Source organism: Aeromonas sp. 102P (assembly GCF_051920345.1).
Lineage (GTDB): Bacteria > Pseudomonadota > Gammaproteobacteria > Enterobacterales > Aeromonadaceae > Aeromonas > Aeromonas veronii.
Genome location: NZ_JBQBCZ010000001.1, coordinates 2,027,548 through 2,040,798 on the forward strand (window position 1 = coordinate 2,027,548; position 13,251 = coordinate 2,040,798).

Genomic DNA, 13,251 nt, shown 5'->3' on the forward strand with positions numbered 1-13,251 from the left:
GAATAATGAGGGGGACATTATAGGGGCCAGCCGCCTGCGGCGACCAGCCCCGTTTTGCGCCCGGTTGTCAGGGTGTGAGCCCCATCAGGCTGATATCAGCCTGATATCAAACAGGAGCCAGCCGTTGATAGAGGCTGCGGTAGTAATCATCCGCCAGCAGCTCGTCATGAGGGGCACAGAGGCGGATCTGTCCCTCTTCCATCAGGGCAATCCGGTCCATCTGCTCCATCCCCAGCAGGCGGTGGGAGATGAGCAGCAAGGTGCGATCAGCCCCGAGCCGGAACAGCAGATCCATGATCTCCCGCTCGGTCTGGCTGTCGAGCCCTTCGGTCGGCTCGTCCAGCAGCCAGAGCGGCGCATCGTGCAGCAGGGCGCGGGCGATGCCGATACGGCGACGCTCACCACCGGAGAGGGGGCGGCCGCCGTCACCGAGCCAGGCGTCGAGGCCCGCCTCATCTTCCAGCAGATTGGCCAGTCCGACCTGGGTCAGCACCGCAATCAACTGCTCGTCAGTGGCGGTCGGGGCGGCCAGTTTGAGGTTGCCCCTCAGTGTATCGGCAAACAGATGCACCCGCTGGCTCACCACCGAGATGGAGGCGCGCAGCGCCCCTTCGCTATAGTCGGTGAGCGGCTTGCCACCCAGCAGGATCTTGCCAGCCTGCGGGCTCCACTCCCGGGTCAGCAGCCCCATCAGGGTCGATTTGCCGCAGCCGGTCTGGCCCAGCAGCGCCAGCTTCTCACCGGCGTGCAGCTGCAGGGTGCAGCCACGCAGCACCGGCTGGGGGTTGCCGGGGTAGCCAAAATAGAGGTCATTGATCTGCAGCGCGCCAGCGGTAGCGTGGGTCTGCTCGTCGCCCCACACAGGGGCTTTTGCCTCTTGCAGGATCTCGTTCAGGCGGCGTGCCGAGGTGAGGCTGGTGGATAGGTGCTGGAAAGCCCCCGCCAGCGGCATCAGTGCCTCGAAGCTTGCCAGGGTGGCAAAGACCATCAGTGCGGTAATGGGGTCGGGCGCAGCACCCGCCACCCCATGACCGGCCAGCCAGAGCATCAGGGTCAGGGTCCAGCCGCTCAGCAGTTGCACCGAGAAGTTGGCCAGCCCGCTCACCTTGGCCATCCGGGCCTGCGCGGCAAGCAGAGCCTGTTCGGCTTGTTGCAGCTCAACCAGCGCCTTGGGGGCGGCGGCAAACATCTGCAGCTCGGCCTGACCATCCAGATAGTCCACCATCCGGGTACGCAGGGTCGATTTTTCTGCAATCAGCGCCTGACCGGGGCGACGGCCGAGGAAGTAGAACACCAGCGGCAGGGCAATCATGCCAAACAGCAGAATGGCCCCCAGGGTGAGGGCGAGGCGACTGTCAAAAAACGACAGGAAGAAGACCAGTCCGGCGGTGCTGAGCAGGGCCGCGCCTATGGGGGTGATCAGCCGCAGATAGACGTGGTCCATCGCATCGATGTCTGCCACCAGTCGGTTGAGCAGATCCGCCTGACGGAAACCGGCCAGGGTACCGGTGGAGAGCGGCGAGAGTTTCTGCCAGAACCAGACCCGCAACCGGGTCAGTACCCGGAAGGTGGCGTCGTGGCTCACGACCCGCTCACCCCAGCGACCGGCGGTACGGACGATGGAGAAGAAGCGCACCCCGCCCGCGGGGGTCATGTAGTTAAAGGCATGGGTCGTCGCAACTGTCATTCCCGCCACCGCGGCGGCGGAGAGGAACCAGCCGGAGAGGGAGAGCAGCCCCATGCCGGCGGCCAGGGTCACCAGCGCCAGCAGCAAACCAATGGTGAGGCTGAGCCAGTGTTGGCGATAGAGGCGCAGAAACGGCAACAGATCACTCATCGAGAGAACCTCCGGAACGTTGGGAGAGCAGGCGGGCAAAATGCCCCTGCCCAGAACTAAGTTGCTGGAAGCTGCCTTGCTCCACCAGCTGGCCGCGGGCCAGCACCATTATCTTGTCCATCTTGGTAAGCTGGTCGAGGCGGTGGGTGATCATCAGCAGGGTCTGGCCAGCCATCGCCTGCTCAAGGGTGGTCATGATGGCGCGTTCGGAGTGGCGATCCAGACTGGCGGTCGGTTCATCGAGCACCATCAGCTGGGTTGATTTGAGCAGGGTGCGCGCCAGGGCGAGGCGCTGGGCCTGACCGACCGAGAGGCCGCCAGCCTGATCGCCGACCGGATAGTCGAGCCCCTTTTCCATGGCAAATTCCCACGCCTGCGCCTGTTTCAGGGCATCTTCCAGCTCGGCATCGCTGGCCGTTGGCTTGGCCAGCAGCAGGTTGTCGCGCAAGGAGGCGTGGAACAGCTGCGGGTTTTGCGAGAGCCAGCCCAGTTGCAGGCGCCATTGGCTCATGTCGAGAGTGGCGAGCTCCTGCCCGTTGACCTTGAGTTCACCGCGATAGGGGGCAAAGCCGAGCAGGGCATTGACCAGCGAGCTCTTGCCTGCGCCGCTGACGCCGATGAGGGCGGTGCGCGAACCGGCTTCCAGGGTGAAATCGATAGGGCCGACCAGCACCTTGCCTTCGGCGCTCAGCACTTCAAGGGCTTTGGCTTCTACCTTGACCGGGCTGTCGGCATGGAACGGCGCTGTGCCTGCGGCCGGTTCGCTCACCTCGGCTTCGAGGAATTCAAGCAGCTGCTCGGCAGCGCCGATGGCCTGCGCCTTGGCGTGGTAGTGGGCACCCAGTTCCCGCAGCGGGGCGTAGAACTCGGGGGCGAGAAACAGCACGAACAGGCCGGTAAAGAGGGTGACCTTGACCCCATAGCTACCAAAGTTCAGATGGTCGATATAAGAGAAGCCGAAGTAGACGGCAACCAGCGCTACCGAGATGGCGGCGAAGAACTCCAGCACGGCGGTGCTCAAAAACGCCAGGCGCAGCACCTCCATGGTGCGTTCGCGAAAATCTTCCGAGGCGTCGCGAATGGCGTCACCTTCAGCCTGGGTACGCATAAAGAGTTGCAGGGTACGCAGCCCCTTCAGGCGATCGAGGAAGTGGCCGGAGAGGCGAGCCAGCGCCTGAAAATTGCGGCGGTTGGCATCGGCGGCGCCCACACCCACCAGGATCATAAAGATGGGGATGAGGGGGGCAGTGCCCAGCAGGATCAGACCAGCCGCCCAGTTGACCGGGAACACGGCCACCAGAATGACCACCGGAATAAAGACGGCGATGGCCATCTGCGGCAGATAGCGGGAGAAGAAATCCTGCATGTTTTCAATCTGTTCCAGCAACAGGCTGGCCCAGCTACCGGCCGGACGGCGCTGGATATAGGCAGGGCCGAGACGGCTCAAGCGAGTGAGTACCAGCTGGCGGATGGTCTGGCGCACCGCGCTGCCCGCCTTGAAACTGGCCACTTCGCGGCCATAGGCCAGAGCGGCCTTGCCAAGCGTCACCAGCAGCAGGGTAATAAAGAGTGTGATGGATTGCTCAGGCGTTGAGCCTTCGATGATAAAGCCGTGCAACAGGGTCGCCAGCAGCCAGGCTTGCGCCACCATCAGAATGCCTTGGCCAAGGCCAAAAGCGATGGATATCGTGATCCAGCGGCGACCGTGACTCGATTGCTTGCGCAACCAGCCATAGAGACGTTTTTGCGTTTTTTTATCCATTACCACCATCCTCGCGTCGAGTGGCGCAAGACTATCCTTGCCGTTTGGCCTTGGCAACCTTGTAAATTATCTGTGTTGAAAATGTTTGCTTGAAAAAGCAACCGTCTGTTCAATCCTTGTCCGAACAGATTGATTTATTGAAAAAAGTGGCAAAGGCGCCATTGCGCTCGGCGGCAAAATGCATATAGTAGGAGCCCTGACGCGGGTGTAGTTCAATGGTAGAACGGTAGCTTCCCAAGCTGCATACGTGGGTTCGATTCCCATCACCCGCTCCAAATTTCAGATGCCAGGCGGGCATTGTATAATGGCTATTACCTCAGCCTTCCAAGCTGATGATGCGGGTTCGATTCCCGCTGCCCGCTCCAGCTTCAAAGCGAAAAGCCCACTACTGCGAGTGGGCTTTTTGTTTTTCATCTATCTTGTGCGCCGTTCGACGTCACGCTTACCGTTTCTCAGCTTTAAGGCAAACAGCAGAGACAGAAAAGGCGCCCGAGGCGCCTTTTCAGATCAACAGCGTAGCGGGAGCTTATTCCTGCTCCAGCTCACCACAGAAACGGTAGCCTTCACCGTGGATGGTGGCGATGATCTCCGGAGTATCGTTGACGCTTTCGAAGTGCTTGCGAATGCGACGGATGGTCACATCGACGGTACGGTCGTGGGGTTTGAGCTCACGGCCGGTCATCTTCTTCAGCAGCTCGGCACGGGTCTGGATCTGGCCCGGGTTTTCGCAGAAGTGCAGCATGGCGCGGAACTCGGAGCGCGGCAGCTTGAACATGTCGCCAGTGGGGCTGACCAGTGCGCGGCTGTTGATATCCAGCGCCCAGCCGTTGAACAGGTAGCGCTCAACCAGCTTCTTCTCTTCGCCACCGGCAGCCACGTTCATGGTGCGGCTCAGCAGGTTGCGGGCACGGATGGTCAGTTCACGGGGATTGAACGGCTTGGTGATGTAATCATCGGCGCCGATCTCCAGACCCAGGATCTTGTCCACTTCGTTGTCACGACCGGTCAGGAACATCAGGGCGATGTTGTCGTTCTCACGCAGCTCACGGGCCAGCAGCAGGCCGTTCTTGCCCGGCAGGTTGATGTCCATGATCACCAGATTGATGGTGTGGGAAGTGAGGGCCTGATGCATTTCGTCGCCGTTGTTGGCTTCGAGCACGATGTAGCCTTCGGCTTCAAAAATGCTTTTCAGGGTATTGCGTGTGACCAGCTCGTCTTCGACGATCAGAATGTGTGGTGTTTGCATGAGTATTCCCAGATTCTTATCAGTTAATTATCTTAAATTTAACACTCTTTGGCGTTTCAAACCGATTTCCTGACTGATCCTGAAAATTTATTACGTCATCCTGGGTATGAGAGTCAGGTCGGAATATCGCGAATTAGGCATCAGTACCGGCAAGTATCCCTGTGCCACTTATAGGTTCCCGACAAGTCTGGTCGAGCAGAGCCTGGAAAGGTCGTCCATTACGAAAGTGGCCGCATTTTATCAGTTAACAGGAGCATAACAACACTCTTTGCCGTCAGATAGCAACTTTTTAACTCTGATTTGATATAGGTCAAACCCTGGTACAGCTGCATCATACTTGGCCTGAACCGGGTTTTCGCCCCTACAAAATGTAATGGAATGTAACATGTGATTGACATGAATTTGTGGGAAAACTACAAGAAAATCTGCTTTATCGCGCCATTTGAGCCACCAGGCTGGTCTGCCTTTGCCATCATCACAGCCTGGAATCCGGCCAGCCAGTGGGTCACACAACGACGCAATATGCGGCGGGAACGGGCGCTGTGGCGCCATCTGACCGTGGATTTGCAGGTGCCCGTGGTGGGGCCATTTTGGGGAGCTGACCCGGACGAACGCTGGCAGGAGTCATCGCTGGCGGTGGCGCTATCTCTGCCACAAGCCCGTCAGCTGGCTGCCCGTTTTGGCCAGAATGCTCTCTACTGGGTGGAGGGTGGCCAGCTCTGGCTGATACCGGTATTGACGGATAAATCAGCAGTTTGTCTGGGCAATATTGAATCCTTCTGGATTGCCAGAAACCTTGCCTGATGAAAGAATAAACACCTTCATGTATCTGAAAGGAATCAAATCATGCTGGATCTCCTGCCCGACCTCTGCGATCAACATGGCGACTTGCTGCAAGTGGCCGACCCGGTGTTTCAGGATTTTGGCGGCAAGGCCCTCTTTTATGGTCGCGCCGTAACGCTCTCCTGTTATGAAGACAACAGTCTGGTGCGGGATCTGGTGACCCGCCCCGGTCACGGCAAGGTGATGGTGATCGACGGCGGCGGTTCGCTGCGCCGTGCGCTGCTTGGCGATCAACTGGCGGTCAAGGCGGTGGAGCAGGGGTGGGAGGGGATCCTGATCCACGGCGCGGCGCGGGATGTGGGCACCCTGGCGACACTGGCACTCGGGGTCAAGGCGCTGGCCGCCTGTCCGGTCAAGACCGAGAAGCGGGGATTGGGAGAGCTGGGGGCCGTGGTCAGCTTTGCCGGTGTGACCATCCACGAAGGGGATTATGTCTATGCGGATCGCAACGGCGTGGTGGTGAGTGCCACGCCGCTGATCTGATTCAGAAGTTGAAACCGACCCCCAGGCTCAGCGCCTGATCGGCAGTGATGGCGCTGACCCCGTAGTTGGCGGTGAGGGAGAGTCTGGGGGTCAGCAGCAGGCTGGAGTTGAGCTCCAGCAGGGTGCTGGCCTTGTCGAGATCGAGATGCTTGATCTGGCTGCCGATATTGAATGCCGGAGAGAGCTGGTAGCGTACCCCCGAACTCATATTGAAACCGGATGTGCGATTCTGATCCGCCACCGCCGGGCCCGCTTCCATAAAGAGGGTCACATCATCCACCACCGGATATTGATAGCCGCTATTGACCAGCCAGAGATCAAAACTGTCGCTGTGATGGCTATGGTCATTGAGCAGCACACCCGAGTAACTTTTGACATAGAGAGACGGGTTGGATTGCGGCTGAACCACTGCCCAGTCGGCGGCCTGTACGGCCATGCTGGCGCAGGTTGCAAGCAGTGTGATGATGAGTGATTTGACCATTCGTTTCCCCTCCCTGGGTCCGGAACTGAGCCTAAGCATGGCACATGCCAGCTGGTAGTAAAGTGAAGGGAGATCACAATAAAATCCTTTGGCATGGGCGCCAGCCATGATAAACAGGCTGCCGTATTGATGGCTCTAATCATTAAGAGGTGAATCCATGAACAAGAAACTGACTCTGCTGGCCGCGCTGGCACTGGGAGGCTGCGCAATGGCAACAGGTTCCAGCATGGCTCAACTGCAAGCATCCAGCTGGCAGCTGCAAGGCGCCACCGGCGATACCTTCACCCTGCAAGTGGTCGACGGCAAGGTGGCGGGCAAGGGCGGCTGCAACCGCTATTTTGGCGGTATCACCAAGCAGGGTGACGGTGTCTTGACGCTGGGCGCCATGGGCTCAACTCGCATGATGTGCATCGGCGACGCCATGAACAAAGAGACCGAGTTCCTGCAAAAGCTGGAGAAGGTGGCAACCTACTCCATCAACGGCAACCAGCTGACTCTGAGCGATGCCAACAAGGCGGCCCTGCTCACCTTTAACGCAATGCCTGCTACCAAATAAGGCACGCGTTCGTCTGATTGCCCCGACAGCGCTGACTGTCTGATACGCCCTCCCTCTGGAGGGCGTCTGTTTATCTGCAATGAACCCTGTGTGGTCGTCCGCAACGGTTGTTCACTCGTCGATTCTCCAGTCAGCCCGGTTTGATACCAGAATCTCGTATCTTCGCTTTGGTACGTATCTTGATCATTTCAATAATTCTTGTATAGTTGAAATAAAAAGTCGCACCAAGGGGAGTGAAGATGAACAAAGAGATGGCCACCAAGGTCTTTGAATCGCTGGCATCCGGCATCCGGCTCGATGTATGGCGGCTGCTGGTGAAGGCCGGGCTGGAGGGGCGGGTCGCCGGTGAACTGGCCAGCGAGCTCGATATTGCCCCCAATACCCTCTCGTTTCACCTCAAGGCGATGCTCAACACCGGTCTGCTGTCGGTGGAGCAGGAGGGGCGCTTTCTTCGCTACCGCGCCAATATTCCCCTGATGCTGGATGTGATCGCCTACCTCACCGAGGAGTGCTGTGCCGGTCATCCCGAGGCGTGCGGCGTGATGCGTGCCGAGTCAGCCTGCTCCCCTCATGTTCTGCCTGCGCAGCCCTGCTGCAACAAGGAGTAATGCCATGTCCTCCATTCAGATTTTTGATCCCGCCCTCTGCTGCTCCAGCGGTGTCTGCGGTACCGAGGTTGATCAGGCACTGATCACCTTCGCAGCCGACCTCGCCTGGGCCAAAGAGCAGGGCGTTGCCATCGAGCGTTTCAATCTGGCCCAGCAGCCGATGCAATTTGCCGAGACACCTGCCGTCAGCGCTTTTCTGACCCACGCCGGGGAGGAGGGGTTGCCGCTGGTGCTGGTGGAGGGGCAGGTGGTGTTGACCGGCCGTTACCCGAGCCGCAGCGAGTTGGCTCTTTATGCCGGGCTGCCTGCGCCACAAGCGGCCATCAAGGGGATCGTCAAGAGCGGCTGCTGCTCTGGCAGCGGTTGCTGCTGAGTCGCGACGTACCATTCGGGAGAGGCTATGTATCATTTTCTGACTAATCCACCGCCGTTTCTCTTCTTCACCGGCAAGGGCGGGGTGGGCAAGACTTCGCTGGCCTGCGCCAGTGCGGTGGCTCTCTGTGATATTGGCAAGCGCGTACTGCTGGTGAGCACCGACCCTGCCTCCAACGTGGGGCAGGTGTTTGCCACCGAGATCGGCAATCGGGTCACCACCATCGCCACGGTGCCCGGTTTGTCGGCGCTGGAGATAGATCCCCCCGCGGCGGCCAAAGCTTATCGGGAGCGGATTGTCGGGCCGGTGCGCGGCAAGTTGCCCGAGAGCGTGGTGCGCAGCATCGAGGAGCAGCTCTCCGGAGCCTGCACCACCGAGATTGCCGCCTTTGACGAATTCACCGCCCTGCTGACCGACCAAACGCTGCTGGCCGAGTATGACCACATCGTCTTTGATACGGCGCCAACCGGCCACACCATCCGGCTGCTGCAACTGCCGGGCGCCTGGAGCGAATTTCTGGAGCAGGGCAAGGGGGATGCCTCCTGCCTCGGCCCGCTGGCGGGGCTGGAGAAGCAGCGCAGCCAGTATGCCGACGCGGTCGCCGCTCTGGCAGATGCTACCCGCACCCGTCTGGTGCTGGTGGCGCGGGCCCAGCAATCCACTCTGCGGGAAGTGGCTCGCACCCACGAGGAGCTGGCCGCCATCGGCTTGTTGAACCAGCAACTGGTGATCAATGGCCTCTTCCCCGAGGGGGCTATTGCCGGAGATCCGCTGGCAATGGCGCTCTGGCAGCGCGAGCAACAGGCTCTCGCCCAGATGCCGCAGGGGATAAAGGGGCTGGCGCAGGATCATATCCCGCTGCTGGCCACCAATCTGGTGGGGCTCGACAGTTTGCGTCTGCTGCTGCAATCAGAGGGAAGAGCCGCTCAATTCTCGACCGCACATTCCACTGTCAAGCAAGCCCAGCCTGAGTTGAGTTCGCTGGTGGACGAGCTGGCCGCCGATGGTCACGGCCTCATCATGCTGATGGGCAAGGGCGGGGTGGGCAAAACCACGCTTGCGGCCGCCGTGGCGGTGGAGCTGGCGAGCCGCGGCCTGCCGGTGCACCTCACCACCTCGGATCCCGCCGCGCACCTGAGCGAGACGCTTGCAGGTAGCTTGCCCCATCTTGAGGTGAGCCGCATCGACCCCCACGCCGAGACCGAGCGTTACCGCGCCCAGGTGCTGGCCACCAAGGGGGCGGCCCTGGACGAGCAGGGGCGGGCACTGCTGGAGGAGGACTTGCGCTCCCCCTGTACCGAGGAGATTGCCGTGTTTCAGGCTTTCTCGCGCATTATTCGCGAGGCGGGCAAGCGCTTCGTGGTGATGGATACTGCCCCCACTGGCCACACCCTGCTGCTGCTCGACGCCACCGGCGCCTACCACAGGGAGATCGCTCGCCAGATGGGAAACAAGGGGCTGCACTTCACCACCCCCATGATGCAGTTGCAGGACCCCAAGCAGACCAAGGTGTTGATTGTGACGTTGCCCGAGCCGACGCCAGTGCAGGAGGCGGCCAATCTGCAGGCAGATCTGCGCCGGGCCGGCATCGAGCCCTGGGGCTGGCTCATCAACCACAGCTTGCAACAAGCCGCGGTCAGCTCACCGCTGCTGCAACTGCGGGCCGAGCGCCAGTTGCCCCATATCGAAGCGGTCGAGCAGCAACATGCCAGCCGCTACGCCGTGGTGCCGCTGCTCGCCGAGGAGCCGGTAGGGCCCGATGCCCTGCGCCGCCTCTGCCAGCACCATTGAGTCGCCACCCCGGTCTGCTGCCGGGGCGGCTTGAATATGCCGTTACTTGTTATAAACCCGTGTTTTGAACCAATAGAAGATGCGAAATTGCGCCGCATCGGGAGCTGTGATGTCTGCAACATGTGATGCCAAGGCCGTGCCTGCCATCGGCTTTTTTGAACGTTATCTGACCGCCTGGGTCGCCCTCTGCATTCTGGTGGGAATTGGGCTTGGGCAGGGGTTGCCGGATCTCTTCAAGGCGATCGGTGCCATGGAGGTGGCCAAGGTCAACCTGCCGGTGGGGCTGCTGATCTGGGTGATGATCATCCCCATGCTGCTCAAGATCGATTTTGGCGCCCTGCATCAGGTGAAGGGCCACATGAAGGGCATTGGGGTCACCCTCTTTATCAACTGGCTGGTCAAGCCCTTCTCCATGGCCTTCCTCGGCTGGCTCTTTATCCGCGTGCTGTTTGCCGACTGGCTGCCGGCAGATCAACTCGACAGCTATGTGGCGGGACTGATCCTGCTGGCGGCGGCACCCTGCACCGCCATGGTGTTTGTCTGGAGTCGTCTCACCAACGGCGATCCCTACTTCACCCTGTCGCAGGTGGCGGTGAACGACCTCATCATGGTGTTTGCTTTCGCGCCGCTGGTGGCGTTGCTGCTCGGGGTCTCCAGTATCGTGGTGCCGTGGGATACCCTGCTCACCTCTGTGGTGCTCTATATCGTCATTCCGGTCATCATCGCCCAACTGCTGCGCAAGGCCTTGCTGAAAAAGGGTGAGGCCCATTTTGATGGCGTTATGACCCGCATCCAGCCCTGGTCGGTGGCGGCCCTGCTGCTCACTCTGGTGCTGCTGTTCGCCTTTCAGGGCAACGCCATCATCGAGCAGCCGCTGGTCATCGCCCTGTTGGCGGTGCCCATTCTGATCCAGGTGCTGTTCAACTCCGGGTTGGCTTACTGGCTCAATCGCAAGGTGGGGGAGAAGCATTCGGTCGCCTGTCCTTCCGCCCTGATCGGTGCCTCCAACTTCTTCGAGCTGGCGGTGGCCGCCGCCATCAGCCTGTTCGGCTTTCACTCCGGCGCGGCGCTCGCCACCGTGGTCGGGGTGCTGATCGAGGTGCCGGTCATGCTGCTGGTAGTGCGGGTGGTTAACGCCAGCAAACCCTGGTACGAAGCGGGGCTAAGCCGCTAACTGAAGGCCGTTAACAGATGGCCGTTAACAGATGGCCGCGAACTGATGCTATCCATTTTCTATTCACTTGATTAATGAGAGACACGCAAATGAGTGCAATCACCATCTATCACAACCCGGAATGTGGTACCTCCCGCAATACCCTGGAGCTGATCCGCAACAGCGGCGTGGAACCCACAGTCATCCACTATCTGGAGACGCCCCCCTCCCGTGACCAGCTGGTGGCGCTGATCGCCGCCATGGACATGCCGGTGCGCGATCTGCTGCGCAAGAACGTGCCACCCTACGAGGCGCTCGGGCTGGCGGAAGATCGTTTCAGCGATGATGAACTGATCGATGCCATGCTGGCCCACCCCATCCTCATCAACCGACCCATCGTGGTCACGCCCCTCGGCACCAAGTTGTGCCGCCCATCCGAGGTGGTGCTCGATATACTGCCCGATCAGCAAAAAGGGGCCTTCGCCAAGGAAGATGGCGAGCAGGTGGTGGACGCGAGCGGCAAGCGCCTCAAGTAATCGTCTGAACGCTCAAGTACGGATTGAAACAGGGCCAGCTTCACGCTGGCCCTGTTTCGTTGTGTGAACAAGTTGAAAAAGTTATTCCGGCCAATCGTTTTACCGCTTTTTCTGTGACGATGATCACTGTACCATCGCCGCCCGACCTGCCACCCGGCCGCATCTCCCCCTGCGACGGCGCTGGCGTCACCCGATACATGCTGTCACCCGGAACGTGAATGACCCCAGGATGGGACCCGCCACTAACCTGTAGGTTTGTGGTCTGCGTGTCGCGTGGGTCGGCACTTCTCCCGCCGGATCTCCCGCGACGCCTGTCTGCAGACTTGCCATATGAAACTCCTCTCTTCATAGGTGCAAGATGACACTGTTATTGAGTCTGGTCGGTATGCTGGCCCTGATGTTTATCGCCTGGCTGGCGAGTGAAAACCGTCGAGCCATCCGCTGGCGAACCGTGCTGGGTGCGCTCGCCCTGCAAACCGGTTTTGCTGCCCTGGTGCTCTATTTCCCCCCCGGACAAATCATGCTCGGTGCCATGAGCAATGGCGTCTCCGCCCTGCTCGGCTTCGCCGACAGCGGTATCCGTTTCGTGTTTGGCGATCTCGCCAGCAACGGCTTTATCTTCGCGGTGCGGGTGCTGCCGCTGGTGATCTTTATCAGCGCGCTGATCGCCGTGCTCTACCACTTCGGCATCATGCAGTGGGTGATCCGGGTATTGGGCGGCGCCATTCACCGCCTGCTCGGCACCAGCCGTGCCGAGTCACTGGTGGCCACCGGCAATATCTTCCTGTCGCAAGGGGAGTCGCCGCTGCTTATTCGCCCCTTCCTTGCCGGTATGACCCGCTCCGAGCTCTTTGCGGTGATGACCTGCGGCATGGCCTCGGTGGCGGGCTCGGTGCTGGGTGGTTACGCCGGTCTGGGGGTGGATCTGAAATACCTCATTGCCGCCTCCTTTATGGCGGCGCCGGGTGGCCTGCTGATGGCCAAACTGCTGGTGCCGGAGCAGCAACAGGTGAGTGATCAGACCGAGATCACCCTCGACAAGAGCGATTACAGCAACGCCATCGACGCGCTGGCAGGCGGTGCCATGGGCGGCATGAAGATCGCCGTGGCCATCGGCACCATACTGCTGGCCTTTGTCAGCGTCATCACCATGATCAACGCCGGTCTCACCACCGTAGGCGAGTGGTTCGGCTGGGCCGATCTCTCCCTGCAGCAGTTGCTGGGTTATCTGTTTGCTCCGGTGGCCTGGCTGATTGGCGTGCCCGCCAGCGAGATGATGGCAGCAGGATCGCTTATTGGTCAGAAGGTGATCATGAACGAGTTCGTTGCCTATCTGGATTTTGCCAATATCAAGGCAGGTCTGAGCGCCCACACCCAGATCATCATCACCTTCGCCCTCTGTGGTTTTGCCAATCTGGGCTCCATTGCGGTGCAGCTCGGCTCCATCGGCACCATGGCGCCGGAACGCCGTCACGATGTGGCCAATATGGGCTTCAAGGCGGTGTTGGCGGCGACCCTGGCCAACCTGATGAGCGCTACCCTGGCCGGGATCTTTGTCTCCCTCTGATGAGATAAAGCCAGG

The 13,251-nt window shown here is 60.3% G+C and carries 13 protein-coding genes and 2 tRNA genes; 11 read left to right on the forward strand and 4 right to left on the reverse strand.

Annotated features, from left to right (window positions below):
* Window positions 1-106: 106 nt before the first annotated feature.
* On the reverse strand, window positions 107-1,837 hold the full coding sequence (gene cydC / locus ACTG1K_RS09765; RefSeq protein WP_440005191.1) for a heme ABC transporter ATP-binding protein/permease CydC: 1,731 nt from the start codon (window positions 1,835-1,837) through the stop codon (window positions 107-109).
* Complete coding sequence (cydD, locus tag ACTG1K_RS09770; protein ID WP_181269020.1) at window positions 1,830-3,599, reverse strand: heme ABC transporter permease/ATP-binding protein CydD; 1,770 nt, start codon at window positions 3,597-3,599, stop codon at window positions 1,830-1,832. The genes cydC and cydD overlap by 8 nt, the downstream gene beginning before the upstream one ends.
* 201 nt (window positions 3,600-3,800) lie before the next feature.
* Between cydD and ACTG1K_RS09775 the strand changes: the two genes are divergently transcribed.
* A tRNA-Gly gene (locus tag ACTG1K_RS09775) sits at window positions 3,801-3,874 on the forward strand.
* A 15-nt stretch (window positions 3,875-3,889) separates the two neighbouring features.
* A tRNA-Gly gene (locus tag ACTG1K_RS09780) sits at window positions 3,890-3,964 on the forward strand.
* A 161-nt stretch (window positions 3,965-4,125) separates the two neighbouring features.
* Here ACTG1K_RS09780 and arcA read toward each other — a convergent pair.
* Window positions 4,126-4,845 carry a two-component system response regulator ArcA gene (gene arcA, locus ACTG1K_RS09785; protein ID WP_005338193.1) on the reverse strand — a complete coding sequence of 240 codons (720 nt, stop codon included), beginning with the start codon at window positions 4,843-4,845 and terminating at the stop codon, window positions 4,126-4,128.
* A 396-nt stretch (window positions 4,846-5,241) separates the two neighbouring features.
* On the opposite strand from arcA, the gene ACTG1K_RS09790 reads away from it, so the two are divergent.
* Window positions 5,242-5,649: a DUF3293 domain-containing protein gene (locus ACTG1K_RS09790; protein WP_368158459.1), complete on the forward strand. Its 408-nt coding sequence runs from the start codon at window positions 5,242-5,244 to the stop codon at window positions 5,647-5,649.
* Window positions 5,650-5,691: 42 nt separating this feature from the next.
* Window positions 5,692-6,171, forward strand: a complete 480-nt coding sequence (locus tag ACTG1K_RS09795; RefSeq protein WP_005338188.1) for a putative 4-hydroxy-4-methyl-2-oxoglutarate aldolase — start codon at window positions 5,692-5,694, stop codon at window positions 6,169-6,171.
* A 1-nt stretch (window position 6,172) separates the two neighbouring features.
* Here ACTG1K_RS09795 and ACTG1K_RS09800 read toward each other — a convergent pair whose 3' ends face one another.
* Entirely contained in the window at window positions 6,173-6,652 is a 480-nt protein-coding gene (locus ACTG1K_RS09800; protein WP_440005192.1) for a hypothetical protein, read from the reverse strand.
* A gap of 157 nt (window positions 6,653-6,809) precedes the next feature.
* Between ACTG1K_RS09800 and ACTG1K_RS09805 the strand changes: the two genes are divergently transcribed.
* The 7 genes from ACTG1K_RS09805 (at window position 6,810) to ACTG1K_RS09835 (ending at window position 13,236) form a co-directional block, all read left to right on the forward strand.
* Window positions 6,810-7,208 (forward strand): META domain-containing protein, encoded by a 399-nt coding sequence (locus ACTG1K_RS09805; RefSeq protein ID WP_139741745.1) that lies wholly within the window; start codon window positions 6,810-6,812, stop codon window positions 7,206-7,208.
* Window positions 7,209-7,447: 239 nt separating this feature from the next.
* Complete coding sequence (locus ACTG1K_RS09810; protein ID WP_005338181.1) at window positions 7,448-7,816, forward strand: ArsR/SmtB family transcription factor; 369 nt, start codon at window positions 7,448-7,450, stop codon at window positions 7,814-7,816.
* 4 nt (window positions 7,817-7,820) lie between these two features.
* Window positions 7,821-8,189, forward strand: a complete 369-nt coding sequence (arsD, locus tag ACTG1K_RS09815) for an arsenite efflux transporter metallochaperone ArsD (RefSeq protein ID WP_440005193.1) — start codon at window positions 7,821-7,823, stop codon at window positions 8,187-8,189.
* Window positions 8,190-8,216: 27 nt separating this feature from the next.
* Window positions 8,217-9,980: an arsenical pump-driving ATPase gene (gene arsA / locus ACTG1K_RS09820; RefSeq protein ID WP_440005194.1), complete on the forward strand. Its 1,764-nt coding sequence runs from the start codon at window positions 8,217-8,219 to the stop codon at window positions 9,978-9,980.
* A 109-nt stretch (window positions 9,981-10,089) separates the two neighbouring features.
* Window positions 10,090-11,154, forward strand: coding sequence for an ACR3 family arsenite efflux transporter (arsB, locus tag ACTG1K_RS09825; RefSeq protein ID WP_047440564.1), 1,065 nt, complete (start codon window positions 10,090-10,092; stop codon window positions 11,152-11,154).
* Window positions 11,155-11,243: 89 nt separating this feature from the next.
* The gene (gene arsC / locus ACTG1K_RS09830; RefSeq protein WP_080741219.1) at window positions 11,244-11,669 is read left to right on the forward strand and encodes a glutaredoxin-dependent arsenate reductase; all 426 of its coding nucleotides are present in this window, start codon (window positions 11,244-11,246) and stop codon (window positions 11,667-11,669) included.
* Window positions 11,670-12,027: 358 nt separating this feature from the next.
* Window positions 12,028-13,236, forward strand: coding sequence for a NupC/NupG family nucleoside CNT transporter (locus tag ACTG1K_RS09835; RefSeq protein ID WP_101529789.1), 1,209 nt, complete (start codon window positions 12,028-12,030; stop codon window positions 13,234-13,236).
* The last annotated feature ends 15 nt before the right edge of the window (window positions 13,237-13,251 follow it).

What these genes read in the sequence shown, in the direction of transcription:
- arsA (WP_440005194.1), top strand. Translation starts at nt 8,217, where the DNA reads ATGTATCATTTTCTGACTAATCCACCGCCGTTTCTCTTCTTCACCGGC.
- cydD (WP_181269020.1), bottom strand. Translation starts at nt 3,599, where the DNA reads ATGGATAAAAAAACGCAAAAACGTCTCTATGGCTGGTTGCGCAAGCAA.
- ACTG1K_RS09795 (WP_005338188.1), top strand. Translation starts at nt 5,692, where the DNA reads ATGCTGGATCTCCTGCCCGACCTCTGCGATCAACATGGCGACTTGCTG.
- ACTG1K_RS09800 (WP_440005192.1), bottom strand. Translation starts at nt 6,652, where the DNA reads ATGGTCAAATCACTCATCATCACACTGCTTGCAACCTGCGCCAGCATG.
- ACTG1K_RS09810 (WP_005338181.1), top strand. Translation starts at nt 7,448, where the DNA reads ATGAACAAAGAGATGGCCACCAAGGTCTTTGAATCGCTGGCATCCGGC.
- ACTG1K_RS09790 (WP_368158459.1), top strand. Translation starts at nt 5,242, where the DNA reads ATGAATTTGTGGGAAAACTACAAGAAAATCTGCTTTATCGCGCCATTT.
- cydC (WP_440005191.1), bottom strand. Translation starts at nt 1,837, where the DNA reads ATGAGTGATCTGTTGCCGTTTCTGCGCCTCTATCGCCAACACTGGCTC.
- arsB (WP_047440564.1), top strand. Translation starts at nt 10,090, where the DNA reads ATGTCTGCAACATGTGATGCCAAGGCCGTGCCTGCCATCGGCTTTTTT.
- ACTG1K_RS09835 (WP_101529789.1), top strand. Translation starts at nt 12,028, where the DNA reads ATGACACTGTTATTGAGTCTGGTCGGTATGCTGGCCCTGATGTTTATC.
- ACTG1K_RS09805 (WP_139741745.1), top strand. Translation starts at nt 6,810, where the DNA reads ATGAACAAGAAACTGACTCTGCTGGCCGCGCTGGCACTGGGAGGCTGC.
- arcA (WP_005338193.1), bottom strand. Translation starts at nt 4,845, where the DNA reads ATGCAAACACCACACATTCTGATCGTCGAAGACGAGCTGGTCACACGC.
- arsD (WP_440005193.1), top strand. Translation starts at nt 7,821, where the DNA reads ATGTCCTCCATTCAGATTTTTGATCCCGCCCTCTGCTGCTCCAGCGGT.
- arsC (WP_080741219.1), top strand. Translation starts at nt 11,244, where the DNA reads ATGAGTGCAATCACCATCTATCACAACCCGGAATGTGGTACCTCCCGC.